Raw genomic sequence first — 25,194 nt, 5'->3', positions numbered from 1 at the left:
TTATGCCAGTTTTGTTATTGTGTGCCATTAAACCACAATGCTATTACAGTGTGGATAAAAAACTGCTCAAACCTGTTACGAGTTATTCGCTTTCTGTTTTGCCACCGCACGACGATGACGCCAAACTTCAATTACACCCGGCAGGATTGAGATAAAGATGATAGCGACAATCAACAGTTTCAAATTCTGTTGTACCACTGGCATATCACCGAATATATAACCAGAATAGGTGAATAAAAGCACCCAAACCAGTGCGCCAATCACGTTGTAAGCAGCAAAATGACGATAAGACATTTTACCCATGCCAGCAACGAATGGCACAAATGTTCTGATGATCGGTACAAATCGCGCTAAAATAATTGCTTTCCCACCATGTTTTTCATAAAACTCATGCGCTTTTTCTAGATAACTACGGCGGAAAATTTTTGAATCCGGATTTGTAAACAACCTCTCACCAAAAATGCGGCCAATAGCATAATTCACCGCATCACCAATAATGGCCGCAGTAATCATCAACGCTACCATGACGTGCACATTTAGATCGTTTGAATCTAAAGCAGCTAAAGCACCCGCAACAAATAAAAGTGAATCTCCCGGCAGGAACGGAGTGACAACTAATCCTGTTTCACAAAACAAAATCAAGAACAGAATGCCATACACCCAGTTACCATATTGTGCGACAAGTTCAGCCAAATGAATATCAATATGGAGAATAAAATCAATGATAAACTTAGTAAAATCAAATAAATGAGTAAAAAATTCCATAATATTCTCCGTTATACCAAAACATCCATGTCGGCAACTAAAAACGTTAAATCAAATCATCTGCCAGAAACAGAGGCCCTATAACAGATTCCGGCAAGTCAAACTGCGGATAATCAACGGCAACTAAATATAATCCTGCCGATTTTGCCGTCGCAGCCGCTTTCGTCCGGTCTTTTAAAACAAGCAACTGGGCCATCCAGTTAATATCCTGATTACCACAACCAATCTCCATCAAACTCCCAGCAATATTACGTACCATATGGTGTACAAAAGCATTGGCTTTAATATCCATTACCACGTAATGCCCATGACGGCTGACATTAATATGCATCACATTACGCCAAGGAGTTTTGGATTGGCACTGAACGGCACGGAAAGAGGTAAAATCATTTTCACCCAACAAACACTGCGCTGCCTGATGCATCCGTTTTTCATCCAGTGGATAGTGAAAGTGTGTCACTCCACTAGCCAACACTGCCGGACGATAACGATGATTAAAAATAATGTAACGATACCGCCGGGCTGTAGCACTGAAACGGGCATGAAAATCCTCATCCACTATTTTCACCCAACGAACAGCAATATCCGGTGGTAAATGTGCGTTCACGCCCATAGTCCATGCTGCATCCTTGCGCTGGGCAGACGTTTCAAAATGAACGACCTGTCCTGTTGCATGTACTCCAGCATCAGTTCGACCGGCACAAAATACTGATATAGGTTCATTGGCGACTTTTGATAATGCCTGCTCAAGGCACTCCTGAACACTTTTCACTTCCTGCTGGCGCTGCCAGCCATAATACTGGCTGCCATCGTACTCAACTCCCAACGCAATTTTCATTTTTGAACCTGGCACAGATTCTGTTTGTTCTGTACCAAACATCAGTAAAATTGCTCCTGCATCAGTTTTTCGGCTGTCTCGATAGCCATCAACGCGCCACCAAAACGGATATTGTCGGCTACAGACCAGAACTGCAATACTTCTGGCATTCCGTAATCATTGCGCAAGCAACCAATACTCAACAAATCATTACCAGACGCTTCTGTCACCGGTGTTGGATAATCACCTTCATCTGAGACATTAATATCAACTATCCGTTCCAGTTCCTCGCGGGCTTCTTCCACACCAACCGGACGTAATGTTTCCAAATGGACTACCTGAACATTGCCATAAAAAACAGAAGATTGGACACAACTGACTGAAATCGGTAATCCTTCATCCTGTAAAACCTTGCGCACCTGATCTACAAGACGGCGCTCTTCACTCACTGAGCCTTCAGCATCCGTCAGCAACGGCAAAAGATTAAACGCCAATTGTTTGCTGAAGCGGCCCGGCTCTGGTGGAATACCATTTAGTAAACGGGCACTCTGTCCAGCTAATTCATTAACTGCCGCTTTACCGTGAATAGAAACAGAGAACAGATTGGTCAAATGCAAACGTGCAATTCCAGCCGCATCAACCAGCGGTTTTATCGCTGTCAGTACCTGACTGGTCATACTATCTGCCAAAGCAATAATATTACGATTGCGATAATCCGCCAAAGCATGAGGGTTAACACCTGGAACAACCAAAGGCACATCCGGTTCCATAGCAAATAATCCACTGCTATCAATGACCAAACAGCCTTCTTCCGCCGCTTTTTCAGCATATTGTGCCGTAGCTTCCATTCCAGCCACAAAAAAAGCGAGCTGTACCTGCGACCAATCAAAATCAGCGGCATCACGGACAATTAAATTTTTACCATTAAAACGCAAATTTTCACCAGCACTGCGTTCACTGGCAAGAGGATACAATTCACCAACAGGAAACTGACGTTCCTGTAATAACGCCAGTATCGCTTCACCTACTGCACCTGTCGCACCCAACAGAGCAATATTCCAACCTTCTGACATGTTGGTTTTCTCCACCTTATTTTTCTTTCTGGCATGTAGACATATTTCTACACGGATTAAATCAGCTCTGTACTAAAACCAAGAGCAGCTAACAACTCGGCACTCTCTTTATTATCACAACACACAGTCAAAGATGACCATTCCCGACGTTCCAAATAGTTTTTGCGCAGATGATCAAATTGACCTTTCTGACCAGCAACTTGCCGTAACGGGGCATCATCACGGCGCACATCATACACTAAATGTATCAACCGTTTCAGTGTGCTTTGAGTCACCCTTCCCTGTAGGGTAATACGACTGAAATCTGGCTCAGGCAACAAATCAGATAAGGCAACTTTATCGGATTGACCGAGAAATTCGCAGTAAGCCTCATATACCTGAGTGGTACCACGAGCCTTACCTTCAAGCGTGTATCCCGCGATATGCGGTGTACCAATATCAACTAACTCCAGTAATGGCAGAGATAAATCAGGTTCCGGTTCCCAAACATCTAAAACAACACTGAGTTTTTTACCAGATTCCAGCTCAGCAAGCAGTGCCTGATTATCAACAACTTCGCCACGGCTGGCATTAATCAATATGCGGTTATCCGGTAAAGCTGACAACAATTCAGTACTCACCAAATGATGTGTTTTATACGGACCTGATTTATTGAGTGGCGTGTGGAATGTAAGAATATCAGCCTCTTTGACTAGTTTTTCTAGTGGCCAAAATTCACCCACGTCCCCTCTGTCAGCTCTTGGTGGATCACATAAGAGTATCTGGATGCCAAGGACGGATAACCGTTCTGCCAGCCTGCTACCAACATTACCAACACCGACAATCCCTACAACTTTATCTTTGAGTTCAAAATTGTCACGTTCTGCCAGCAACATTAACGCTGAGAAGACATATTCAACCACAGCAATAGCATTGCATCCCGGTGCCGCAGAAAACCCGATTCCTGCCTGAGATAACCACCGCTGATCTACATGGTCAGTACCCGCCGTTGCCGTACCGATGAATTTTATCGTGCTACCTTTCAACAATTTTTCATCAACTTTAGTCACTGAGCGGACCATAAATGCATCAGCATGATCCAGTACATCTTCCGGCACCGGACGCCCCGGAATAGCCTGCACATCCCCCAATTGCTGAAACAGTTGCTCAGCATAAGGCATATTTTCATCAACCAGAATCTTCACTTAATTCCATCCTGTGGCATAAAACGGGCATAGCCTGCTATTTTGCCACTTAATCATAACAAAACCCATAATGACAGTTTCTTTTATTATTAACTTTTTCTGAAACTATCCAGTGTAGTACCTGCCGGTTGCTGAAAAATCGCAATAAAAGCAAAAGATGAGCTGTAACCGACATCAAAAGCGACTTCATTGACGGTTTTTACCAGCTCTAGCAAAGAGATAATGGATAAACCACAAGTAACCAGAATCTACGTATAAAGGTTTTAAGCCATGTCCTATGATGCTGTTGATTTTCTTAATGAAAAATTGATGACTATTTAATTTTTTAACGCATTCACAATATTCATAGCTTGCTCTGTATCTTTTATCGACATTCTGAATGAAGGACCTAAGGCAGTTTGGATAGTATTCGAGATAATAGGTATACCTTTAAACGATATTGTCACTTGGGAGCCGACATTTTTATTGATTAAAGTATCAAGGTGGGGAAAACAGGGTTTATCTTTTTTCACCACTATTGCTAATTGGTTATTGCCACTTTCATCTGCCCCTAAATAATCGATTTGAGCTGTACAGGCTTGAGTTAAAATAAATTTATCACCGGATGAAAATGCAAATTTCAGCCCTTGTTCTATTTGTACTTGTTTATCTGGATTACTGGAGCACCCTGTTATGACAGATAGAAGTAACATAATAACCAATAAACTTCTCATAATTTCGATCCTACAATATTGAACAATTTCACATAATATAAGCCCTACTTAAAACTCAAGTAAGGCTGTAATTAGCATTACATTAAAATAAATTACCAAGTAATTCTAATGTTTTGCCCTATAGAATGACTTTTACACCTTATTCTATCTACTCCTATCCCTCCGTTACTACGGACCAGATAATTACCAGGACCTATAGTTTGTATGGTTTTTAGTGCTGGTTCATCTACATATCGTATTTCCACGGAAAAAGTAGATGGAGCCTGTGATTCTGTATCAAAAGAATATCTAACACTGTGGCTGTTGCCGAACCATCCTTGTAAATCGATCCAAGGCCCCCAAAAACCAGGTGGAGCGTAAGCTTGAGCTGCTGGCATATTTAACTCCTTAAATGTAAAAAGTTAGTTATGTTGGTAAACAACAATTTTTCAAATAGCTCCTCTATAGTATAGATAAGAATTTCATTTATTATAATTTATATTTATGTTTTGTATGATATTTATAGATATACCTTTCATCCTTCAAGTTGCTGCTTTGTTGGCTGCGTTCACTTGCCGCCGCACTGCAACTTGAAATCTATTGGGTATATAATAAATCAAACACTGTTAAACTAAGCTCCCATTTTTCTCTCAATGCGACTCATCTATATGAATATGTTTTTCCCGTTTCTAGCCGTCCTAATCTGGTCGATCAATGCCGTGGTGAGTAAAGCTGCTACCACTGCTATTGATCCCGCTGCAATCTCTTTTTACCGCTGGCTCCTAGCCTTTCTCACATTAACTCCTTTTGTTGCACTACCTGTTATTCGCCAATGGAAAACTATCCGCCAATATTGGTGGAAGCTATTAATTCTTGGTGCACTGGGTATGGTGCTCTATCAAAGCTTGGCTTATTACGCTGCGCATAGTGTCAGCGCAACATTTATGGGAATTCTTAACTCACTTATTCCTCTTTTAACTGTCGTTATCAGTATATTTGTTTTACGTGTTATCCCCACCGTTGGTATTGCTTTCGGTACTGTTTTATCTCTGTTTGGTTTAGTTTGGCTGGTCAGTACCGGTGATCCCTTATCATTACTGCAACACGGTTTAGGCCGTGGTGAACTGATGATGTTTCTTGCTTCTGTCTCCTATGCTCTATATGGCGTATTAACTAAACATTGGTCTATTCCGTTACCAAACTGGCAATCCCTATATGTGCAAATTGCTTTCGCGGTCCTGTTATTACTACCAAATTTCCTGTTGACAAAAGATATTCAATTAAATGCTAACAATATTCCGTTAGTCTTATTTGCAGGTATTCCAGCCTCAATCCTCGCACCTTATTTATGGATACAAGGTGTCATAAAACTTGGCGCTAATACTACTTCCATATTTATGAATCTGGCCCCAGTATTCACAGCTATTATCGCTATTCTGGTTCTGCATGAAAAAATGCACAGCTATCACCTGATCGGCGGTGGCATAACCTTGCTAGGTGTTGTGCTGGCACAACAACTTCGTACTCCGCTTATTAGACCTAAGACAGCAAAATCTCAGGAAATTAATCATCAGAAAACCTGAAAGGAATTCTTACCAGTAAACCGCCCAGTGTTTTGCTGGGTAGTAATTGGGGATGAGTGCCATGATAAATACTAATATCTTTTACCAGAGCCAATCCTAATCCTGCGCCTTCATGTCCTGCGGCATTATCAAGACGATTAAAAGCCATAAGTGACAAACTGACTTCTTCTTCAGCAATTCCTGGTCCACTGTCATCTACTTCCAAATAGCAATACGTCTTACAAGGACTAATAATAACTCTGGCAGTGACCATTCCTCCTTCCGGAGTATATTTAATCGCATTGTCCAACAGATTTGCGCACATTTCTGTCAGTAGTACAGGTTCTCCCTTTATCCATTGAGTATTTTCCCCTTCATAACCTAAATCAATATTCTTACTTTCAGCCTGTCGCAAACGCGAAAAACACGCCTGTTGCAACAATTCAACTAAATTGACTGGTTTATAATCCTGAACGGCCTCTTTTTCATGCGCTTTCAAACGAGAAAGCTGCAATAAACGGTCTGTCAGAGAAATCGTACTATCCAATGTGCTATCGATGGCCTGTAAACTTTCTTTCCACTGTTCAGGATCTTTACTGGCAAGTGCTACCGCAACCTGAGTTTTTAATACCGTTAATGGTGTTCTGAGTTGATGAGAAGCATCCGCACTGAATCTCTCTTACCGGCTAACCATCAATTTCAGCCGTTCTATATAGCGATTAATCGCATGTAATAACGGGGAAAGTTCCGACCACGGTAGCATGTCCGGTAACGGAGTCAGATCATTAGCGGAACGACGAACCATAACACCGGAAAGTCTATATAGTGGTTTAAGTAATTGTTTCAACAAAAAATAAGCCAGAATCAAAGTTAGCCCAACAACCGTTCCTTGGCTCATCAACGATGATATTAATAATTGTTGTGCAAGATAATGACGTGAAGCCACTGTTTCAGCGACCAATATTAACGCCATACCCATGATTCCACCTTCATTGATCGGCTGATAAAATGCAGCGACCCGGATAGGTTGACCATGATATTCAGCATCATAAAAATAAACCAAAGCCGTGTATAAATTAGATCGAAGCGCATGTTCAGGTATCAATGGTAAATCATCATAACCAGAAATTGTTTTTCCCTGAGGGGATAACACCTGATAGAAAAGTCGATCATTCATATTTCGCTCAAAGCTATCCAAGACTACATAAGGTACATCAACAATTAATCGGTTATTCTCAACTGTCAGCCGCTCTGCCACTGTGCGGGCAGATGCCAATAACGTGCGATCATAGGCCAATGTCGCCGCATTTTTCGCACTAAAATAATGGGTATAGACAGATAGACCACCTAATAAAAACAGTGGAACACCGAAAAACAAAAGCAACTGATGAAACAATGACTTTGGTATTTTGAGTAATCTCATTCGTTCTGGCACTCTAGACGATAACCTAACCCCCGTAGCGTGCTAATCCCTACATTACTACCTGATAATTTCTTCCGAACCCGATGTACATAAAGTTCGATACTTTGTGGATTCGCTTCATCTGACAGTGCAAATACTTGTTCAAAGAGCTGTTGCTTAGAAACAGGTCTTCCCCGACGATGGAATAATGTTGTCAGAACTGAAAGCTCACGTGGAGTTAATGCTAATGGTTCATCATTTAGCATAAAATAACCTTCATCCTGATAAACAAGGGAACCAAATGCCAGAATCTCCTGTGGAATACCTGTACTACGCCTAAGTAACGCCCGGATACGTGCTTCCAATTCCTGTAAATCAAAAGGCTTAGTCAGATAATCATCAGCGCCAGAATTGAGCCCTTTTACCCGGTCAGAAACATCGGCTTTAGCCGTTAATAATAATACCGGCAAATTTTGCCCTCGCTTACGCAAACGAACCAATAGTGAAAGACCATCCAGCCTTGGCAAAGCAACATCTAAAATCAACAATGCATAGTTTTCTGTCTGCAATAATTGATCAGCCACTATGCCATCACTCGCTACATCTACAGCAAACCCCGCACTGCTTAGTGCTTTTTGCAGCCAATGCAATAATTCAGGGTGATCTTCTACTAATAAGAGACGCATTTTAGAGATATCTCCATGATTTTATAAGCATAACCAAGAATACAATTCCATATTATCCTGAACGGACGGCCTGACTGCCCCCTTCCTCCACAGGCAAGCACGGTGTGCCACGCCGCCAAAATGTTACGAAAGCTGTTGATATTGGCATTCGCTGTATACCTGCTATATTTCAAGTTGCCTCTTTGTTGGCTGCACTCACTCACCCCGGTCACAGAATTATCTATACCCTTCATCTTTCAAGCTGCTGCTTTGTTGGCTGCGTTCACTTACCCCAGTCACATCGTTATCTATGCTCCCGGGGATTTGCTCCCTTGCCGTCGCGATACATCTTGAAATCCATTGGGGATTTATCCATATTTCTGACACGCCAACTGACTTTGTAACAGACGGTTTTCCTTCGATGTATGCCCACAGCCAGCACATTTCTGACTTTGGCATGTTGGCAACCTTTAAGTCTTCAATGACAATCATGGTGCAATTTTTGCTGATTGTCGTCGTGACTTTGTGAATTTAGTTAACTGCGTCAATGCGTTGGCTATCAATCATCAGTGGTGTATGGTGATGACCACTAACTGCATACATAATTTTCCCGGTTACACTCACGCGGTGACCAAGCAGACTTCTGTACTCATCATAAAAGTCAGACGGAACTACCAGTTGCATAAAGTTACGATCACCCCAGTCTGGCGCTCCCTTCGCACACTTAATCGGATTATCCGGCTGTAACACCCAATAAGGTTCAGGGGTATCCCCATTTTCCACGCTTTCGTAATTCGGTGGACCGGGATAAGTAATCCTCAGCAAAGTTCCAGCTAGAATGATTTTTTGTCTTTCTTTATAGCAGTTTTCTATAGTATTAGCGGCGATCTGCCTGTACATTTCAAATGATCTCTGATACCAGTCCTGAAGACATTTAACAGTGGTGCATTTCTCGCGAAGTTTCCAGTTTTGCTTCGTCAGCGCTTTGAAGTCAACGCTGTTATCAGTAGCCTGCTTAGCTCTAAGGTAATCAACATATAGGTTATCGTCAGACTGGGATAGCTCAGGAGTCGCACAGATTAGCATCTCAGCTTCACTGGTAGCTTTGGTGCAATCAAAACTCGCGGAATGGGCGCTGGCGGACACCAACAACAAAGTAACAGCAATTTTCTTTAACATCTTTCACCCTCTATAAAATTTATTCAAAGTAAGCTCTAGTTATAGAAGAGACTTTCCAGTAGTCCGCAGCGATACCAAAAACAGAAAAAACAGTACCGTTAATAAGAGGGTTTTCTTAATTCATATTCCTTCTCCCTTAATCAGTTACGTTTAATATCTGTGATTCACTAATGATTTTATCTTATTTATCAACTATACCCTTCATCTTTCAAATTGCTGCTTTGTTGGCTGCGTTCACTTACCCCAGTCACATAGTTCTCTATGCTCCCGGGGATGCGTTCACTTGCCGCCGCGCTGCAAATTGAAATCTATTGGGTATATACCCGTTATCTTTCAAGTTGCCTCTTTGTTGGCTGCACTCACCCCGGTCACATAGTTTGCTATGCTCCCGGGGATTCGCTCCCTTGCCGTCTCGATCCATCTTGAAATCCATTGGGTATATATCTTTTAGATTACTATTTATTTTTCTGCTTTATGATGTTTTATTTACAATAAACCTAGCAGTAGCAAAAAAATCACCTTTCTATTTACTCAGGCATTGCCATTAGTACAGGTGTGAAATCAAAACGTTCATCTAATGCAGATGCAACAGACACATTGGACAAAGTTAATTTTATTTCACTCCCAGCTTTCAAACCGAAATTCGATATCACCATCGGATTTTTATCATTAAGGAACACGGATAAACCGGTCATGTTCAAAATCTTATCTGTATCGTTCTTAACGTTAATTGAGATTTTAGTTTTTGCTGCAATAGAACTATCTGCCTTGTTAATTTTTTTCTTCATCTCTTTGGGTATGCTGATCGCCAAAATATCTGCATTATTACCGTAAAGGTGAATTCCCTTAGTAGAACCATTATCATTTGAGTTCCCTACACTTACAGGGATTTTAAAATGAGCAAATGAATCCATATCTTTTCTGAAACATTCTACATATTCCGCACTGGTAAAAATATCCGGTACTTTTGCCTGAGCCTCTAACAGAGATTTTGAGGGCTGCCTAGAATCTTGATAATCACCACAAGCACTGACTTCAACCAATAAATCAGATGTCACTACCTTTACCTGTTCAGATAAAAGATCGCTAACAGATACTGAAGTGCTTAGTTCTGTTTTACATCCTGTTAAAGCAAAAGCCATAACGCTACAAAGAATCAATTTTCTCATCATTTCCTCAAATTTAAACTTCATCAGGGTAAAATTAATTTAATTATATTCAATAAATTGTCTATACCCTTCATCTTTCAAGCTGCTGCTTTGTTGGCTGCGTTCACTTACCCCAGTGTCACATAGTCATCTATGCTCCCGGGGATGCGTTCACTTGCCGCCGCCCTGCGGCTTGAAATCTATTGGGTATATTGAACATATCGCATAAATAAATAGTTGTCATCCGCATCATATTTCCTTGGCAAAATATAAGATTCTCTACCTACAACATTTAACCACTAAAAACTTACAACAAACCAAAACCAAAAAGAAAGCCTGTAGCCATTTGTTAACTCATTAATGCGAAACGCTACGCAAATTAAGAGATTGAAATCACATATCAGCAACTTTTTTTGTTAATGAAAGGTAAATGAAAGGTTTTGTTATTATCAATTAAGTCAACCAAGTCTGTTTATAGTGGTTGTTTCTTACACGGGTATCTATGAGAAAAAATAAATGAAAACTATAACAATCAAAACATTAGCAGCAACCATTTTACTATTTAGTACAAGCAATGCTTTTGCTGCCAGTGCACCTAGCAGGACTGAATGTATTGCTCCAGCAAAACCCGGTGGTGGTTTTGACCTGACCTGCAAGCTGGTGCAGGTTTCATTACTGGAAACCAAAGAGATTAGTAAACCTATGCGCGTCACTTTCATGCCAGGTGGTGTTGGCGCCGTCGCTTATAACGCCATTGTTGCGCAGCGACCTGCTGAAGCGGGAACCATTGTTGCCTTTTCCGGTGGCTCTCTGCTCAATCTATCTCAGGGAAAATTTGGTCGTTATAACGTTGATAATGTTCGCTGGCTGGCAAGTGTTGGGACTGATTACGGAATGATTGCAGTCCGAGCTGATTCTCCTTATAACACCTTGAATGACTTGATGCATGCTTTCAAGAAAAATCCAAACAGCATTGTGTTTGGCGCTGGCGCCTCTATCGGCAGTCAGGACTGGATGAAAACAGCACTACTGGCAAAAGAGGTTGGTGTTGATCCTCACAAAATGCGTTATGTTGCTTTTGAGGGCGGTGGTGAACCAGTCACTGCTCTACTGGGTAATCATATTCAAGCTGTTTCCGGTGATCTGAGTGAGATGGTGCCTTACCTGAATGGAGACAAGATCCGTGTTCTGGCTGTTTACGCGGATAAACGCTTGGACGGTAATTTAGCCAACATCCCTACAGCCAAAGAGCAGGGTTATGATCTGGTATGGCCGATTATCCGCGGTTTCTATATGGGGCCAAAAGTTTCTGATGAAGAATACCAATGGTGGGTTGATACTTTTAACAAACTACAACAAACAGATGATTTCAAAAAACAACGCGATCTCCGTGGATTGTTTGAGTTCAATATGACCGGCAAAGAACTGGACAACTATGTGAAAAAACAGGTTGAACAGTATCGTGAACAAGCCAGAGCTTTCGGATTAGCTAAATAAATAGAGGCGACTATCATCATGAGCGATCGTATTTTTGCTACTATCTGGTTGATACTCTGTGCCATTGGGCTAGTTATCGGTTGGGGAATTCAGAGCGAATACACTTATGAACCACTGGGACCCAGACCTTTTCCTATCGCCATTCTGTCTTTAATGGCTATCTGTGCCTTACTGCTGCTTTTCAGAAAACCAGAGCAGAGCAACTGGCCTAATACCCCCATTATCTATCGCCTGATGTTAATGATTGTCTCTTTAGTTATTTATGGCTGGACGTTTGAGTGGTTGGGCTTTCCCTTGGCTACCGCTCTGCTGACATGCAGTGTAGCGCTGTTATTTAACGCTCCACTGCCTGCTGCAATCATTTCCGGGGTGTTCCTTGGCATCACGCTCTATTTCGCCTTTGATCACTTACTTGATGTAACCCTGCCTCTTGGCAACTGGCTTAACTGACGGAGAATTTATGGAAACCTGGATGTATCTCAGTCAGGGTTTTGAAGTCGCCATGGTGCCACAAAACCTGATTATTGCGTTGATTGGTTGTTTTATTGGAACGATTGTTGGATTGTTACCGGGGCTTGGGCCAATTAATGGTGTAGCTATTCTGCTACCACTCGCTTTTGCTTTAAAGCTGCCTGCTGAATCTGCCCTGATATTATTAGCAACTGTTTATATTGGTTGTGAGTATGGTGGACGTATATCATCGATTCTACTCAATGTTCCCGGTGATGCCGCTGCCATTATGACCGCACTGGATGGTTATCCAATGTCTAAACAAGGTCGTGCAGGTGTAGCATTGTCTATTTCTGCGGTCAGTTCTTTCTGTGGTTCTTTGCTGGCAATTTGCGGCATTATTTTGTTTGCACCATTACTGGCGCAATGGTCACTGGCATTCGGTCCTGCTGAATATTTTGCGCTAATGGTTTTTGCTATTGCCTGTCTGGGTAGCATGATGAGTCAGAATCCTCTGAAATCACTGCTGGCGGCACTGATAGGATTAGGTCTGGCAACTGTCGGAGTAGACGCCAACACCGGGGTTTACCGTTTTACTTTCGACAATGTTCATCTGTCAGATGGCATTCAATTTATCGTTGTGGTGATAGGTCTGTTTTCCGTCAGCGAAATTCTGCTGATGCTGGAAAACACATCAACCGGCAAAACCATTATTCGCAAAACAGGCCGTTTGCTGTTTAACCGCAAGGAAGCGGTTGAATGCGCCATGCCAACTATCAGATCATCTTTTATCGGTTTCTTTGTCGGTATTTTGCCCGGTGCAGGAGCAACCATTGCCAGCGCAATTACCTATATGACAGAAAAGAGGATCAGTGGGAATAGTGATTCATTTGGTAAAGGTGATATTCGTGGCGTTGCAGCACCAGAAGCTGCTAATAACGCTTCGGCCTGCGGCTCCTTTATTCCAATGCTAACATTAGGAGTCCCAGGTTCCGGCACCACTGCCGTTATGATGGGGGCATTAACGCTCTACAACATTACCCCAGGGCCGGGAATGTTTACTGAGCAACCGGATATTGTTTGGGGATTAATTGCTGCATTACTGATTGCTAATATTATTCTGCTAGTTATGAATATCCCAATGATAGGTATGTTTACACGGATGTTAACCATTCCGTTATGGTTTCTTGTTCCAGCTATTGCTACCGTTTCAGCCGTTGGTGTATATGCCGTACACAGCACAACTTTCGATCTTCTGTTGATGATAGGGTTAGGCGTTTTTGGCTATATTCTGAGAAAAATGAATTTCCCAATGTCGCCATTAATCCTTGGTTTCGTATTAGGAGGAATGCTGGAACAAAATTTACGCCGTGCACTTTCCATCAGTAATGGCGAATTTGGCATTCTGTGGAACAGTGCCATTGCTCAATGTCTCCTGGTATTGGCCGTACTGGTTCTAATTATTCCGCCAATATTACGAATCATCCGTAAGCGCCGTATTCAATAGACGACGATTAAAACCAAAGCTTAGTAAATAAAAGCCCATAATTATCATAAAAATATTATGGGCTTTTTCTATTGACAAGTTCAGGAATAGACTTTCACATTAATGTCATGTTTTACGAAAAATCAAAACCCAACAAACTGGACCTTAATCCATAATTATCCTCAAAAAAATACAATAATAGTCAAGACCGATAAAAAACCTTTAAAGCAGCATATTGATGGTTGGCACTTAGAACTCTCGACTAACTGTTAAATAACTACTAAATGACACCGAGCATTCGATATCATTGATAATTGTCGATGCAATAAAAACATTTGCCTTGCCTTTTTCATCGAAATAGGTAAATTTTACGATTAGATTATGCGGGTTATATTCTTTATAATTTTTATAATGGTCTTCATACTTGGATCTAGTTGGACTATCTCTTAATTTATCTTTTTCCACCTCTTTTCTGGCAAGTTCCAAGGCGAGGATATTATTTACTTCAACATCAGAAAGCAATTCAATTTTTGTTCTTTTTAAATCAATATCCTGAGACTTAATGTTCAAATCATTTATCATTTTATCCCGCATATTCATCTCAATATAGCCACCTGTTTGAATGCAAAATTCGGTTTCAGCGTATAAATTAAAAGAAAAAAACAACAGAATATAAGAGAATAAGCGCAGCATTGTACAACTTCCAATTCTTCATCATTAAAGCTCCACACTTTTTTACTTGTGTTGAACTCAACTATGATAACCTTCTGACATCTACCAGACCGAAGTAATGTCCTTCTTCTGTGAATTCTGAACTCATCTCTTCTGAGCACATAATGAGTAGAATCAGACGGCAGAATAATAGTGATACGGACAGTGCGCCAAAAACTACCACTTTTGTCTAAACACTGTCCTGAATAACCTAATGATAAAAAGGGCTTACTCCAAATACTTGCTCATAACCAGGGAAGCATTAGTACCACCGAAGCCAAAGCTATTAGACATCACAGTATTCAGCTTCTGTTCAGTAGGTTTAGTAATGATATTCATACCCACTGCTTTATCATCGATATCCTCAATGTTAATGCTAGGTGCGATAAAACCATGCTCCAACATCAACAGGCTATAAATCGCTTCATGTACACCAGCCGCGCCCAATGAGTGGCCGGTCATCGCTTTTGTTGCAGAAATTGCAGGTGTCGTATCACCAAACACTTCCCTAATCGCCTCTAGCTCTTTCAAATCACCAACAGGCGTAGAAGTACCATGCGTGTTCACATAATCAATAGTACCATTCACACCTTGCAGTGCCATATTCATACAACGAACAGCGCCTTCTCCAGATGGGGCAACCATATCCGCACCATCAGATGTTGCACCATAACCAACAATTTCAGCGTATATGTGTGCGCCGCGTGCCAGAGCATGCTCCAATTCTTCAACAACAACGATACCGCCACCGCCAGCGATAACAAAACCATCACGGTTTTTATCATAAGTACGGGAGGCTTTTTCAGGAGTTTCGTTGTATTTCGTGGAAAGAGCACCCATTGCATCAAATTCACAGCTCATTTCCCAGCACAGTTCTTCACCGCCACCAGCAAAAACAATATCCTGCTTCCCTAACTGAATAAGTTCAACTGCGTGACCAATACAATGAGCAGAAGTAGAACATGCAGAACTGATAGAGTAGTTTACTCCTTTGATTTTAAACGGAGTTGCAAGGCAAGCTGACACACCGGAAGCCATTGAACGAGTCACCATATAAGGCCCCACACCTCGCAAGCCACGGGCACGCATACCATCAGCCCCCATAACCTGGTTATACGGGGAACCACCACCAGATCCCACAACCAGCCCGCTACGAATATTGGAAACCTGACCATCAGTTAGGCCAGAATCTTTAATGGCTTCATCCATCGCCAGATAAGCGTAAACAGAAGCGTCGCTCATGAAACGCTGAATTTTGCGGTCAATTAACCCCGTCGTATCCAGTTTTACATTACCCCAGACGTGACTTCTCATTCCTATCTCTTTGAATTTTTCGGAAAAAGTTATCCCGGAGCGGCCTTCTTTCAGAGATGCCAGTACTTCTTCCTGGTTATTACCAATGCTGGAAACAATACCTAAGCCAGTGATCACTGCACGCTTCATTAAATACCTCACCTCGTTAAAATGTTTATCTGCTATCTGCTGAATTTTTATAACGGCACTTTAGCGTACACTTGTACGCCGAACAAGTCCGATCAGGATAAAATTACGAAGAAAAATTCATCTATCCCTAAATCCCAATGTATTTTCTGGTTAAAACAACAACTAACTTGCATTAAACATATTCAAACAGCAACAGATAAAAATAAATTTCAGATAGAAATCATTCTGGTAAACCGTAATACTGGGGAAAAGATAACAACATCAATACAATCCCTAACTTTATCAATTCATATAAATAGTAATCGGTAAGTTGATTTAATTAAAGATAGGTACTTTATATCTACTTAACAAGACCATATTACTGTTTATTGTTCTGTTTTCATTTTATTGTTAATACCACTTCTTTAAAAAAGAAAAAATCAGATTACAGACAACAATGAAGGTATTCGCTACTACTATGCCTGTTATTTTCATGTTTTTTTCTGATTCAAAAACAAGCTTAACAACAACGACTATAACCATGAACAAGGTTTTTATGAAAGCAATCAGATCTTTTATTTTTGTATTGACATAATCATACGAATTACCCAAAATCAAGTGGCATACGTTTTGAAATAAAAAATTTTCTGACTTTATCCAATAAATAAAGCGTTCACTTACATACAGAATAGTGGTAATTATGTTATATAACATGCAAACAGCAGGTTCATTGTAAGACTTAGCTAAATTAGGATAATTCCACCCACTAATTTTAATGAGGATTAATAATGAGAGGACTCGGTTATTTTCTATTAAGCATTGGTATTATATGGATATTAGTGGCTTTTAATATGGATATAAGCGTTTCATCACAATATGGAGGGAAAATTAATAACGATTTATTAATTGCATCACAACAGAATCACATCTTAATTGGAGCATTCATCATACTTTATGGACTAATTATAATTATATTCAGCAGAATTAAGCGGTTATTAGAACTCATATGCAAAAAATATAATAAGGATGTTTCTGAATTAATCTCAAAGAAAACACTTACCCAAGTGCCTATGCAAAATTCAGATAACTTAAAGCGAGCTAATAATTACCGCCATTATGATTTTATCGATAGAAACGCAAATATTCTTGAAAAAAGAGTGGCTGAATTTTGTAAGTTATGCTCATTTTATATTAAAGAAGTCAAACACAATGGAGGTGACGAAAAAGCAGCCAGATTCAAGGTAATGTTAATTATTGATACAATTTCTTTACATTTGACGAAAAAACTATCAAAAGAATTTAAAAAATTGTGTGAGCTTTATATTTCTTCATAAATATAAAGCTCACTTCGTTAATAGGTTTTTTTACTTATAATTAAATTTCCCCGTTACTATTACTAAAGAAACTTGTTAATGATGAAGTGCAATATGTGATGTGAGTCTTTATTTATTTTTCAATAGCATTCAGATGATTACTGCTAAATGGAGCTTATTAGATGGAATATCTCACGAAAAAATACTGAGAGGAAGTGCTTCATATTTTTTATGAGATAGAGATAGCGTTAGTATATTAGTATGAAAGTAAATAATTTATAGAATAAAAGATTATATCTTTCCCTGAAATAATCCCCCTCATCACAATGGATGCCGCCCAGCACAACTATACCCGTCATCTTTCAAGTTGCCTCTTTGTTGGCTGCACTCGCTCACCCCGGTCACATAGTTATCTATGCTCCCGGAGATTCACTCCCTTGCCGTCGCGATCCATCTTGAAATCCATAGGGTATATATCCCTTGTCAATACCTTGCCTGTACATGCATAGAGGATGGACTTGCAACTCATATTGGCAGCATATGCGTAAGTTTAGCCGTTTCCATCGGTACTTCGGTCTTAACGCTTTGAATACTGTCAATCCGAGTTAGGTGTTCAGCATGGAAACGGCGGTAAGAATGGAGATCCTCGGTAACAATTCTCAGAAGCGCATCACATTCTCCCGCCATTAAGTGGCATTCCACAATTTCAGGCATTTCTTGGATAGCATCAGTAAAATGCTGAATCGTCTCTGCATCCTGAGCCTTGAGCCAAATCCGGGCAAACAATGAAAGACCAGCTCCAATCTTCAAGCCATCAAGCACTGCAACATAGCGCTTGATGACCCCCGCCTCTTCCAATAACCGTACGCGCCGCAAGCAAGGAGATGGCGATAAACCAACCTCCTTAGCTAATTCGACATTCTGGAGCCGGCCGTCACGTTGCAAAGCACGAAGAATACGTCTATCAATATTATCTAATTTCATTGGCATTCAATTCCACTATAGTGAAAAATATATTATACAAATTTCACTATGACTATTAATAGTGAAAAATTAGACACAAAATATCATAAAAATTAGCTTAAAATACCAACTCATATATTTCTGTAGATTAATTATAGCGTCTAGCCTGCCCAACTTATTAGTACTAATCCAGTACTTCAGATGTTCTTAATTATATGGAGGCAAAATCATGCAGTTAGAAAATTTTTTAGTCTTCGCCGCTACTGTATTACCGTTAATTTGTACTCCTGGACCCGATATTATGTTCGTGGCATCTCAAGGTCTATCCGCAGGAAAAAGAGCCGCTCTACGTGCCAATGCAGGGGTCATCTCCGGCTATTGTCTACATGGCATTCTTGGTGCTTTGGGTGTGACCGCTATTGTGGCAACCTCACCAATTCTGTTCGAGGTGATGCGCTGGGCCGGCGTTGTCTACCTGGCCTATTTAGCGGTTCAGATGTTTCGTTCAGCAATACGCCCCAACAAAATCATCTTCTCATCCTCACCAGCCAAAACCTTGCTGACCAAAGGCTTCCTAACCAGTTTCCTGAATCCCAAAGGGTTATTGGTCTATTTCGCTATCCTGCCAAACTTCATCATCGCTGATGGCAACCATACGCTCCAATCCATAATTCTTTCCGCAATTTTCATCAGCACCTGCGCTCTGGTTTATGGATTAATCGGTATCGTTATAGCCGGTATGGGGCAAAAAGGCTCGTTCAGTGACTGTCATCGTCGCTGGGTTGAAGGGATTGCCGGGGGACTTTTATGTCTGGCTGCCGGTCATCTAGCCAAGAACTGAACAGCAAGTTATTGGTATGATACCCGATAATATTCAGCGCCTACCCAAACACAGGTGCTGACTGCTAATCAAATCACCATATTTCCAATCTTTTTTTCTGTCCGGTGGTGCATCAAGCTTAACCTCGCTAAAATCGCGTTATTATCATTAACATTGCAGGCATTACCGTGAAAAATTCTGCCATCTGTACCGCAACCCTAAGCTGGAATGATCAGGGTACCCCGATTTCAACACAATTTGATGACGTTTACTTTTCAAATCAGGATGGACTGGAGGAAACCCGTTATGTATTTCTTAATGGCAACCAATTTCCCCAACGATTCTGTACTCATCCTCGTTCTAACTGTGTAATAGCAGAAACCGGCTTCGGGACTGGGTTGAATTTTCTGACACTCTGGCAATCATTTGATGCATTTCAGCAACAGCACCCTGACGCCCCACTGCAGCACCTGCATTTTATCAGTTTTGAGAAATACCCACTGAAAACCAGTGACTTATGGCAAGCTCATCAACGCTGGCCTGAACTTGGCATTTTTTCTCAGCAACTCTGCCAACAATGGCCTCAACCACTAGCAGGCTGCCACCGATTAATTATGGCAAGTGGGACAGTCACACTAGATTTATGGTTTGGTGATATCAATGATCTGTTACCAACCATGGACTCCAGCCTTTACGGGAAGGTAGACGCTTGGTTTTTAGATGGTTTTGCCCCTGCCAAAAACCCACAAATGTGGAACGAACAGCTATTTGCTGCTATGGCGAGATTTGCCCGGCCAAACGGAACCTTTGCAACCTTTACCTCTGCTGGCGTTGTCCGTCGTGGTTTACTACAAGCTGGTTTTGATGTCAGTAAAGTCAAAGGATTTGGTCGCAAAAGGGAAATGCTGACTGGAACCCTGGCAACCCAAAAATGTCAATCATTGCCTGCACCGTGGTTTGCCCGTCCAGCCGCAAGCCGTACAGATGATATCGCCATTATCGGCGGAGGCATTGCCAGTGTTTTCACCGCTCTTGCGCTACTTCGTCGTGGAGCACGTGTTACGCTTTATTGTCAGGATGAATTTCCAGCACAAGGTGCATCTGGTAATCGTCAAGGAGCACTTTACCCGTTATTAAACGGCAGTAATGACGGACTCGAAAAATTCTTTACCTCAGCATTTACTTTTGCTCGCCGCCAGTATGAGTTGCTATCAGCACAGGGGATCAATTTTGACCATCAATGGTGTGGTGTCAGCCAGCTTGCTTATGACGAAAAAAGTAGCAGAAAAATTGAGAAAATTTTGGCAACAGAATGGCCGAATGAACTCGCTATTGGCATGAATTGTCACCAATTGAGTGAAAAATGCGGGCTGGATGTTAATTACCACGGTATTCATTATCCACAGGGTGGATGGCTATGTCCGGCTGAATTGACCAGAGCCGCAACAGAATTAGCACAACAACAAGGGATGATTTGTCTTTTCAATCATGAAATTACCGCTCTTAACCGCAACAAAGACAGTTGGCAACTACATCTAATGTATCAAGGGCAACCCTTAAACAGGCATCATAAAGTGGTAGTTATTGCCAATGGTCACCATCTCCCCCAATTTGAACAAACCGAGAAACTACCGGTAACTGCCGTTCGCGGTCAAGTCAGCGATATTCCGACAACGACAGAATTGAGTAAATTAAAAAATGTGCTTTGCTATGATGGTTATATGACACCGGCTAATCCAGCCAATCAATACCACTGTATCGGTGCTAGTTATCAGCGCCATCAGCTCGATAACGAATATTCAGAAACGGAACAACGAGAGAACCGTGATCGATTACTGAAATGTTTACCTGATGCCGAATGGGTAAATCAGGTTGATATTTCTGCTGGAAAATCTCGTCAAGGTATTCGTTGCGTTATTCGTGACCATATGCCGATGGTAGGAAATGCGCCGAATTTCAATGAAATAATGGCAGATTATCAAAATCTACCAGAACAAATCCGCACTGGGAAATCGATCTCAAATGCTCCCAGTTATTCCAATCTATTTATTATCGGAGCATTAGGTTCCCGTGGATTATGCTCGGCACCATTAGTTGCAGAAATCCTTGCAGGACAAATCTTTGATGAACCATTGCCACTGGATAATGAAACACTGGCGGCCCTTCATCCAAACCGTTTTTGGATCAGAAAGCTGCTGAAAGGCCGTAAAGTGAAAATTGAAAAACCATTAAGGAACTGCGCTGCCAAACGTTAGATATTCATATTAATTTTGGTAATGTAATTTAATATATCTTAGCTCTTGCACATAGCTCTCAAATGAGATACATAATGAAATCTGATAAGCGGAGGATAAAAAAATGGCTGCTCAAACATCAATGCTGCACGTTCGTGTAGACGATAAACTCAAGGCCGATGCAACAAAAACGCTCGCTAATTTAGGTCTAACCATATCGGATGCTGTACGCATCCTGCTAACCCGTGTCGCCAAAGATGGTGCGTTACCCGCTGGTTTCACCGCTGATACGGAAACTTACGATGCTTGGTTTTTCGCTAAAGTGCAAGAAGCACTCGACGATACACGCCAACCTGTCCCACATCAGCAAGTAATGGATGAAGCCCAAGAATTAATTGAAAGGAAACTTCGTACTAACTCTTGAATGGAGGGAAACAGCCAGAGCTGACTTGTTGACAATTATTGATTACATATCTGACGATAATCTCCATGCGGCTCAACAGTTAAAAAACGCGATAGAGAATAAGGTGGCAACACTACCAGAACGCCCACAACTTTACCGAGCAGGCCGCATTCCCGGTACGCAGGAGATGGTTGTTCGATCTAACTATATAGTAGTATACACCGAAACAACCCACACGGTGGTTATCCTACGGGTACTACATACCTCACAACAATGGCCACCATCAAACGGGATAAAAGTAACGAAAAGCAAAACATAGAAAGAATAAAAATCGCTATTGAGCCTCTGATTCTGACGAACTGCACTGCCAAACGTTAGATATTCATATGAATTTTGGTAGCACAGTTCGTTTTCTGCCCCTTAATATACCTATGAATTTCAAGATGCCGCGCGACGGCAAGGGAGCGAATCCCCGGGAGCATAGATAACTCTGTGACCAAGGAGAGCGAATGCAGCCAACAAAGAGGCAACTTGAAAGATAACGGGTATAAAATTATTGAGTTTTAGCATTGTCTAACAAGCGCTGCCAAGTATGGAGAACCAGAACCTGATCCGGTGGGGTCAGTTCTCCTGCTTTAATCGCGTTTTGGATACTTTTTTCAACACGATCATGAAGCTGTTCAGCCGTATGAGCACCTTCCTCCTCCAGCTCTGCCACCGCTAAAGTAAGATGCCCGCGGAGATAACCACCAGCAAATAACTCATCATCACTGGCGTGATCTACCATGTCATCGATTTGCGATAAAATACGCGTTTCAAACTCAGCGAGCATTATTTTTCCTCAAATTCAGTTTCATTCTGCGAATACATCTTCCGGGTAAGGAAAATGTTCCGCTTTCAATGGGGACGTATTGTAGAACGATTGCAGTCCCTGAATAAAGCACTCCGCTCTTGCCGGTATCCCTTCTGCTAAGTAGTCCATAATCTGAGCATGAACTTTACGTTGAAAAGTCAATCTGTCAGGCTCAAAATTCCCTTCTAGATTGTCACAACTGACATTGAACGGAAAACCTGCGGCGGTACAAAACAACCAGTCAAGTGCTTGCGGTTTAATTTCTACTTTCTCAAATTCACTTTGTGTCTGTGCATCACGCCCATCCGGGCAATACCAATAGCCAAAATCCACTAATTTCCTGCGCTCTCTACCCGCAATGCACCAATGAGCAATCTCATGCAAAGCACTGGCATAGAAGCCATGAGCAAATACAATTCGGTTATAGGGAGTCTCTTCATCCGCTGGCAGATAAATAGGTTCGTCGTCACCTTTGACTAAACATGTGTTGTATTCTTCGCCAAAACAGCGATTAAAAATATCAATAAGTTGTTGATAGTTATGCGTTGTCATGAATTAAAAACAAAATCCTGAATCAAAAATAAAATGCCAACCAAGTACGGATTGTATCGCCGTGATTATCATTCAGTAATTTAATACTCATCAAAAAAGAGATAGTTACAATCATCGGACGAATAAGCTTTTGACCATGTGTCAAAACCAAACTTGCGCCCAACCGTGCACCAATCACCTGCCCTGCCAGCATCACCAGACCCAATACCCATAAAACCTGACCACCAAGGATAAAAAGCACCAGTGAACCCATGTTAGAAGCAAAGTTCAATACCTTGGCATGAGCTGTAGATTTCGCCAGGTTATAGCCGCACAGGGCAACGTAAGCTAACGCATAAAATGAGCCAACACCGGGGCCAAATACGCCATCATATAAACCCAATCCACCCCCGACAAGACAGGCAAATGCCACTGGAGTTAAGCGACGATGGCGATCTTCCTTGCCAATTGCCGGAGTCAAAAGAAAATACAGACCAATAATAATGACCAGAACCGGTAATAGCTGACTGAGGAAATCTGGTTTCATAAACTGGACAATAATTGCACCAGCCATTGAGCCAAACAGCGTCATCAGTATGGCAAAGCGCTGAGACTTGAGATCAACCGCACCATAACGGACAAAATAGAGACTAGCAGAGAAAGAACCTCCCACTGCCTGTAACTTATTTGTCGCCAATGCCTGAACCGGAGAGACACCCACTGAAAGCAATGCAGGAATGGTTAGCAAACCACCACCACCAGAAATCGAGTCAATAAATCCAGCAATCACCGCAACCAGAAAGAGCAGACCATAAACTTCTGCCCCTGATAATAACCAATCCATACTTTATCCCATCAAGAGAAATTGCTTATCAACATTAAGCTACCCATTTCAACCATCCGGGATAAGGCTAGCTTCATCCTCCGCTCACCAACCAGGAAGTCTGGATTCGACATCAGCACACTGCGCTCTCTGACGTAATAAATGATCCATCAGAACAATAGCCATCATTGCTTCTGCAATCGGTACTGCACGGATGCCAACACAAGGATCATGGCGGCCACGAGTCACCATTTCCACTTCTTCACCCTGGCGGTTAATCGTTTTGCCCGGCACCATGATGCTGGAAGTTGGCTTCAGCGCAATACGAGCAACAATTGGCTGACTACTGCTGATTCCACCAAGAATTCCACCCGCATGATTACTAGTGAACCCCTGAGCGGTAATTTCATCCCTGTTTTCGCTGCCACGTAAACTAATCACACCGAAACCATCACCAATTTCAACACCTTTTACTGCATTAATACTCATCAGCGCATGAGCAATATCTGCATCAAGACGGTCGAAAACAGGTTCTCCCAGTCCAGCCGGAACATTTTCTGCCACAACCGTCACTTTCGCACCAATGGAATCACCGGCTTTTTTCAATTCACGCATCAAGGCATCAAGTTGTTCAAGTTTGGTTTCATCAGGGCTGAAGAATGGGTTTTGTTCCACCTGTCCCCAATCTTTCAATGCACAATGGACATTTCCCATTTGACTCAGGTAAGCACGGACACGAATGCCATATTTATCCAGTAAATATTTTTTCGCTATTGCACCTGCTGCAACACGCATTGCGGTTTCGCGGGCAGAAGAACGGCCACCACCGCGATAATCACGAACACCATATTTTTGTTCATAAGTATAATCGGCATGCCCCGGACGAAATACATCTTTAATAACACTGTAATCCTGAGAACGCTGGTCAGTATTTTCAATGAGTAAACCGATACTGGTACCGGTTGTTATCCCTTCAAATACCCCCGAAAGAATACGCACCTGGTCCGGCTCACGGCGCTGCGTTGTATAACGGGAAGTTCCCGGGCGACGCCTGTCTAAATCAACTTGTAAATCGGCTTCTGTGATTGCAATACCCGGCGGTACACCATCGACAATACACCCCAACGCCAAACCGTGGGATTCGCCAAAAGTGGTGACCCGGAAAAATTGCCCGATACTATTTCCAGCCATCCCAATTCCT

26 protein-coding genes and 4 pseudogenes are annotated in these 25,194 nt (G+C 41.8%); 9 read left to right on the top strand and 21 right to left on the bottom strand.

The annotated features are described in order from the left end of the window. Nucleotides 1-75: 75 nt before the first annotated feature. The 7 genes and pseudogenes from EAE89_RS09470 to EAE89_RS09445 form a co-directional block, all read right to left on the bottom strand. Nucleotides 76-765 (bottom strand): DedA family protein, encoded by a 690-nt coding sequence (locus tag EAE89_RS09470; RefSeq protein WP_214085717.1) that lies wholly within the window; start codon nt 763-765, stop codon nt 76-78. 46 nt (nt 766-811) lie between these two features. After that, nucleotides 812-1,603: a tRNA pseudouridine(38-40) synthase TruA gene (truA, locus tag EAE89_RS09465; protein ID WP_235525490.1), complete on the bottom strand. Its 792-nt coding sequence runs from the start codon at nt 1,601-1,603 to the stop codon at nt 812-814. Nucleotides 1,604-1,644: 41 nt separating this feature from the next. Then, on the bottom strand, nt 1,645-2,655 hold the full coding sequence (locus EAE89_RS09460) for an aspartate-semialdehyde dehydrogenase (protein ID WP_214085716.1): 1,011 nt from the start codon (nt 2,653-2,655) through the stop codon (nt 1,645-1,647). A 56-nt stretch (nt 2,656-2,711) separates the two neighbouring features. After that, nucleotides 2,712-3,839: a 4-phosphoerythronate dehydrogenase PdxB gene (pdxB, locus tag EAE89_RS09455; RefSeq protein ID WP_214085715.1), complete on the bottom strand. Its 1,128-nt coding sequence runs from the start codon at nt 3,837-3,839 to the stop codon at nt 2,712-2,714. A gap of 89 nt (nt 3,840-3,928) precedes the next feature. After that, nucleotides 3,929-4,069 (bottom strand): annotated as a pseudogene (locus EAE89_RS24530) (helix-turn-helix transcriptional regulator); the annotation flags it as partial. An 87-nt stretch (nt 4,070-4,156) separates the two neighbouring features. Continuing rightward, the gene (locus EAE89_RS09450) at nt 4,157-4,552 is read right to left on the bottom strand and encodes a hypothetical protein (RefSeq protein WP_054480188.1); all 396 of its coding nucleotides are present in this window, start codon (nt 4,550-4,552) and stop codon (nt 4,157-4,159) included. Between the two features lie 92 nt (nt 4,553-4,644). Next, entirely contained in the window at nt 4,645-4,929 is a 285-nt protein-coding gene (locus EAE89_RS09445; RefSeq protein ID WP_054480189.1) for a colicin Z C-terminal domain-related protein, read from the bottom strand. A 270-nt stretch (nt 4,930-5,199) separates the two neighbouring features. Between EAE89_RS09445 and EAE89_RS09440 the strand changes: the two genes are divergently transcribed. After that, complete coding sequence (locus EAE89_RS09440; RefSeq protein ID WP_214085714.1) at nt 5,200-6,114, top strand: DMT family transporter; 915 nt, start codon at nt 5,200-5,202, stop codon at nt 6,112-6,114. Here EAE89_RS09440 and EAE89_RS09435 read toward each other — a convergent pair. The 7 genes and pseudogenes from EAE89_RS09435 to EAE89_RS09415 form a co-directional block, all read right to left on the bottom strand. Beyond that, nucleotides 6,095-7,516, bottom strand: a pseudogene (locus EAE89_RS09435) (sensor histidine kinase N-terminal domain-containing protein). The gene EAE89_RS09440 and the pseudogene EAE89_RS09435 sit on opposite strands and share 20 nt — an antisense overlap. After that, nucleotides 7,513-8,181 carry a transcriptional regulator TctD gene (gene tctD, locus EAE89_RS09430; RefSeq protein ID WP_054480192.1) on the bottom strand — a complete coding sequence of 223 codons (669 nt, stop codon included), beginning with the start codon at nt 8,179-8,181 and terminating at the stop codon, nt 7,513-7,515. Before tctD ends, EAE89_RS09435 begins: the two are co-directional and overlap by 4 nt. After that, nucleotides 8,166-8,342 (bottom strand): annotated as a pseudogene (locus tag EAE89_RS23570) (hypothetical protein); the annotation flags it as partial. The gene tctD and the pseudogene EAE89_RS23570, both read right to left, overlap by 16 nt. A 55-nt stretch (nt 8,343-8,397) precedes the next feature. Next, on the bottom strand, nt 8,398-8,619 hold the full coding sequence (locus EAE89_RS24365; RefSeq protein WP_152912011.1) for a hypothetical protein: 222 nt from the start codon (nt 8,617-8,619) through the stop codon (nt 8,398-8,400). Continuing rightward, nucleotides 8,607-8,691 (bottom strand): annotated as a pseudogene (locus EAE89_RS24360) (hypothetical protein); the annotation flags it as partial. The pseudogene EAE89_RS24360 and the gene EAE89_RS24365, both read right to left, overlap by 13 nt. Beyond that, nucleotides 8,692-9,339, bottom strand: a complete 648-nt coding sequence (locus EAE89_RS09420) for a DUF4431 domain-containing protein (protein WP_072161904.1) — start codon at nt 9,337-9,339, stop codon at nt 8,692-8,694. A 527-nt stretch (nt 9,340-9,866) separates the two neighbouring features. Next, the gene (locus EAE89_RS09415; protein ID WP_054480194.1) at nt 9,867-10,508 is read right to left on the bottom strand and encodes a DUF7424 family protein; all 642 of its coding nucleotides are present in this window, start codon (nt 10,506-10,508) and stop codon (nt 9,867-9,869) included. 495 nt (nt 10,509-11,003) lie between these two features. Between EAE89_RS09415 and EAE89_RS09410 the strand changes: the two genes are divergently transcribed. The 3 genes from EAE89_RS09410 to EAE89_RS09400 are packed head-to-tail and all read left to right on the top strand — an operon-like array spanning nt 11,004 to nt 13,941. After that, a complete protein-coding gene (locus tag EAE89_RS09410) occupies nt 11,004-11,984 on the top strand; it encodes a Bug family tripartite tricarboxylate transporter substrate binding protein (RefSeq protein WP_214085713.1) in 981 nt (326 codons plus the stop codon). A gap of 18 nt (nt 11,985-12,002) precedes the next feature. After that, nucleotides 12,003-12,434 carry a tripartite tricarboxylate transporter TctB family protein gene (locus EAE89_RS09405; protein ID WP_054480196.1) on the top strand — a complete coding sequence of 144 codons (432 nt, stop codon included), beginning with the start codon at nt 12,003-12,005 and terminating at the stop codon, nt 12,432-12,434. A 10-nt stretch (nt 12,435-12,444) separates the two neighbouring features. Further along, nucleotides 12,445-13,941, top strand: a complete 1,497-nt coding sequence (locus tag EAE89_RS09400) for a tripartite tricarboxylate transporter permease (protein WP_054480197.1) — start codon at nt 12,445-12,447, stop codon at nt 13,939-13,941. A gap of 228 nt (nt 13,942-14,169) precedes the next feature. Here the strand turns inward: EAE89_RS09400 and EAE89_RS09395 are convergent, their stop codons facing one another. Together EAE89_RS09395 and fabB are read right to left on the bottom strand one after the other, a co-directional pair. Continuing rightward, a complete protein-coding gene (locus EAE89_RS09395; protein ID WP_054480198.1) occupies nt 14,170-14,613 on the bottom strand; it encodes a hypothetical protein in 444 nt (147 codons plus the stop codon). A 246-nt stretch (nt 14,614-14,859) separates the two neighbouring features. Then, complete coding sequence (gene fabB, locus EAE89_RS09390; protein ID WP_149617626.1) at nt 14,860-16,074, bottom strand: beta-ketoacyl-ACP synthase I; 1,215 nt, start codon at nt 16,072-16,074, stop codon at nt 14,860-14,862. A gap of 767 nt (nt 16,075-16,841) precedes the next feature. Between fabB and EAE89_RS09385 the strand changes: the two genes are divergently transcribed. Then, nucleotides 16,842-17,387 carry a hypothetical protein gene (locus tag EAE89_RS09385; RefSeq protein ID WP_054480386.1) on the top strand — a complete coding sequence of 182 codons (546 nt, stop codon included), beginning with the start codon at nt 16,842-16,844 and terminating at the stop codon, nt 17,385-17,387. Nucleotides 17,388-17,891: 504 nt separating this feature from the next. On the opposite strand, the gene EAE89_RS09380 is transcribed toward EAE89_RS09385, so the two are convergent. Further along, nucleotides 17,892-18,356, bottom strand: a complete 465-nt coding sequence (locus tag EAE89_RS09380; RefSeq protein ID WP_054480387.1) for an Lrp/AsnC family transcriptional regulator — start codon at nt 18,354-18,356, stop codon at nt 17,892-17,894. Nucleotides 18,357-18,558: 202 nt separating this feature from the next. Between EAE89_RS09380 and EAE89_RS09375 the strand changes: the two genes are divergently transcribed. From EAE89_RS09375 to EAE89_RS09360, 4 genes are all read left to right on the top strand, one after another. Next, nucleotides 18,559-19,170, top strand: a complete 612-nt coding sequence (locus EAE89_RS09375) for a LysE family translocator (protein ID WP_054480388.1) — start codon at nt 18,559-18,561, stop codon at nt 19,168-19,170. A gap of 167 nt (nt 19,171-19,337) precedes the next feature. After that, a complete protein-coding gene (gene mnmC, locus EAE89_RS09370) occupies nt 19,338-21,404 on the top strand; it encodes a bifunctional tRNA (5-methylaminomethyl-2-thiouridine)(34)-methyltransferase MnmC2/FAD-dependent 5-carboxymethylaminomethyl-2-thiouridine(34) oxidoreductase MnmC1 (RefSeq protein WP_214085712.1) in 2,067 nt (688 codons plus the stop codon). A gap of 103 nt (nt 21,405-21,507) precedes the next feature. Then, nucleotides 21,508-21,807 (top strand): type II toxin-antitoxin system RelB/DinJ family antitoxin, encoded by a 300-nt coding sequence (locus tag EAE89_RS09365; protein ID WP_054480390.1) that lies wholly within the window; start codon nt 21,508-21,510, stop codon nt 21,805-21,807. A gap of 28 nt (nt 21,808-21,835) precedes the next feature. Further along, a complete protein-coding gene (locus tag EAE89_RS09360; RefSeq protein WP_235525505.1) occupies nt 21,836-22,105 on the top strand; it encodes a type II toxin-antitoxin system RelE/ParE family toxin in 270 nt (89 codons plus the stop codon). A gap of 234 nt (nt 22,106-22,339) precedes the next feature. On the opposite strand, the gene EAE89_RS09355 is transcribed toward EAE89_RS09360, so the two are convergent. The 4 genes from EAE89_RS09355 to aroC all read right to left on the bottom strand — a co-directional run bounded on the left by EAE89_RS09355 (nt 22,340) and on the right by aroC (nt 25,184). Next, nucleotides 22,340-22,618 carry a YfcL family protein gene (locus EAE89_RS09355; RefSeq protein ID WP_054480391.1) on the bottom strand — a complete coding sequence of 93 codons (279 nt, stop codon included), beginning with the start codon at nt 22,616-22,618 and terminating at the stop codon, nt 22,340-22,342. Nucleotides 22,619-22,639: 21 nt separating this feature from the next. Continuing rightward, the gene (locus EAE89_RS09350; protein WP_172909614.1) at nt 22,640-23,191 is read right to left on the bottom strand and encodes an elongation factor P hydroxylase; all 552 of its coding nucleotides are present in this window, start codon (nt 23,189-23,191) and stop codon (nt 22,640-22,642) included. A gap of 22 nt (nt 23,192-23,213) precedes the next feature. Then, entirely contained in the window at nt 23,214-24,014 is an 801-nt protein-coding gene (locus tag EAE89_RS09345; RefSeq protein WP_054480393.1) for a sulfite exporter TauE/SafE family protein, read from the bottom strand. Between the two features lie 84 nt (nt 24,015-24,098). Beyond that, nucleotides 24,099-25,184 (bottom strand): chorismate synthase, encoded by a 1,086-nt coding sequence (gene aroC / locus EAE89_RS09340; protein WP_054480394.1) that lies wholly within the window; start codon nt 25,182-25,184, stop codon nt 24,099-24,101. Between the last annotated feature and the right edge of the window lie 10 nt (nt 25,185-25,194).

This window comes from Photorhabdus heterorhabditis (assembly GCF_018448905.1).
Taxonomy (GTDB): Bacteria; Pseudomonadota; Gammaproteobacteria; order Enterobacterales; family Enterobacteriaceae; genus Photorhabdus; species Photorhabdus heterorhabditis.
The sequence above is the reverse complement of the archived record's forward strand: the minus strand, read 5'-3'. Positions and strand labels throughout refer to the sequence as shown.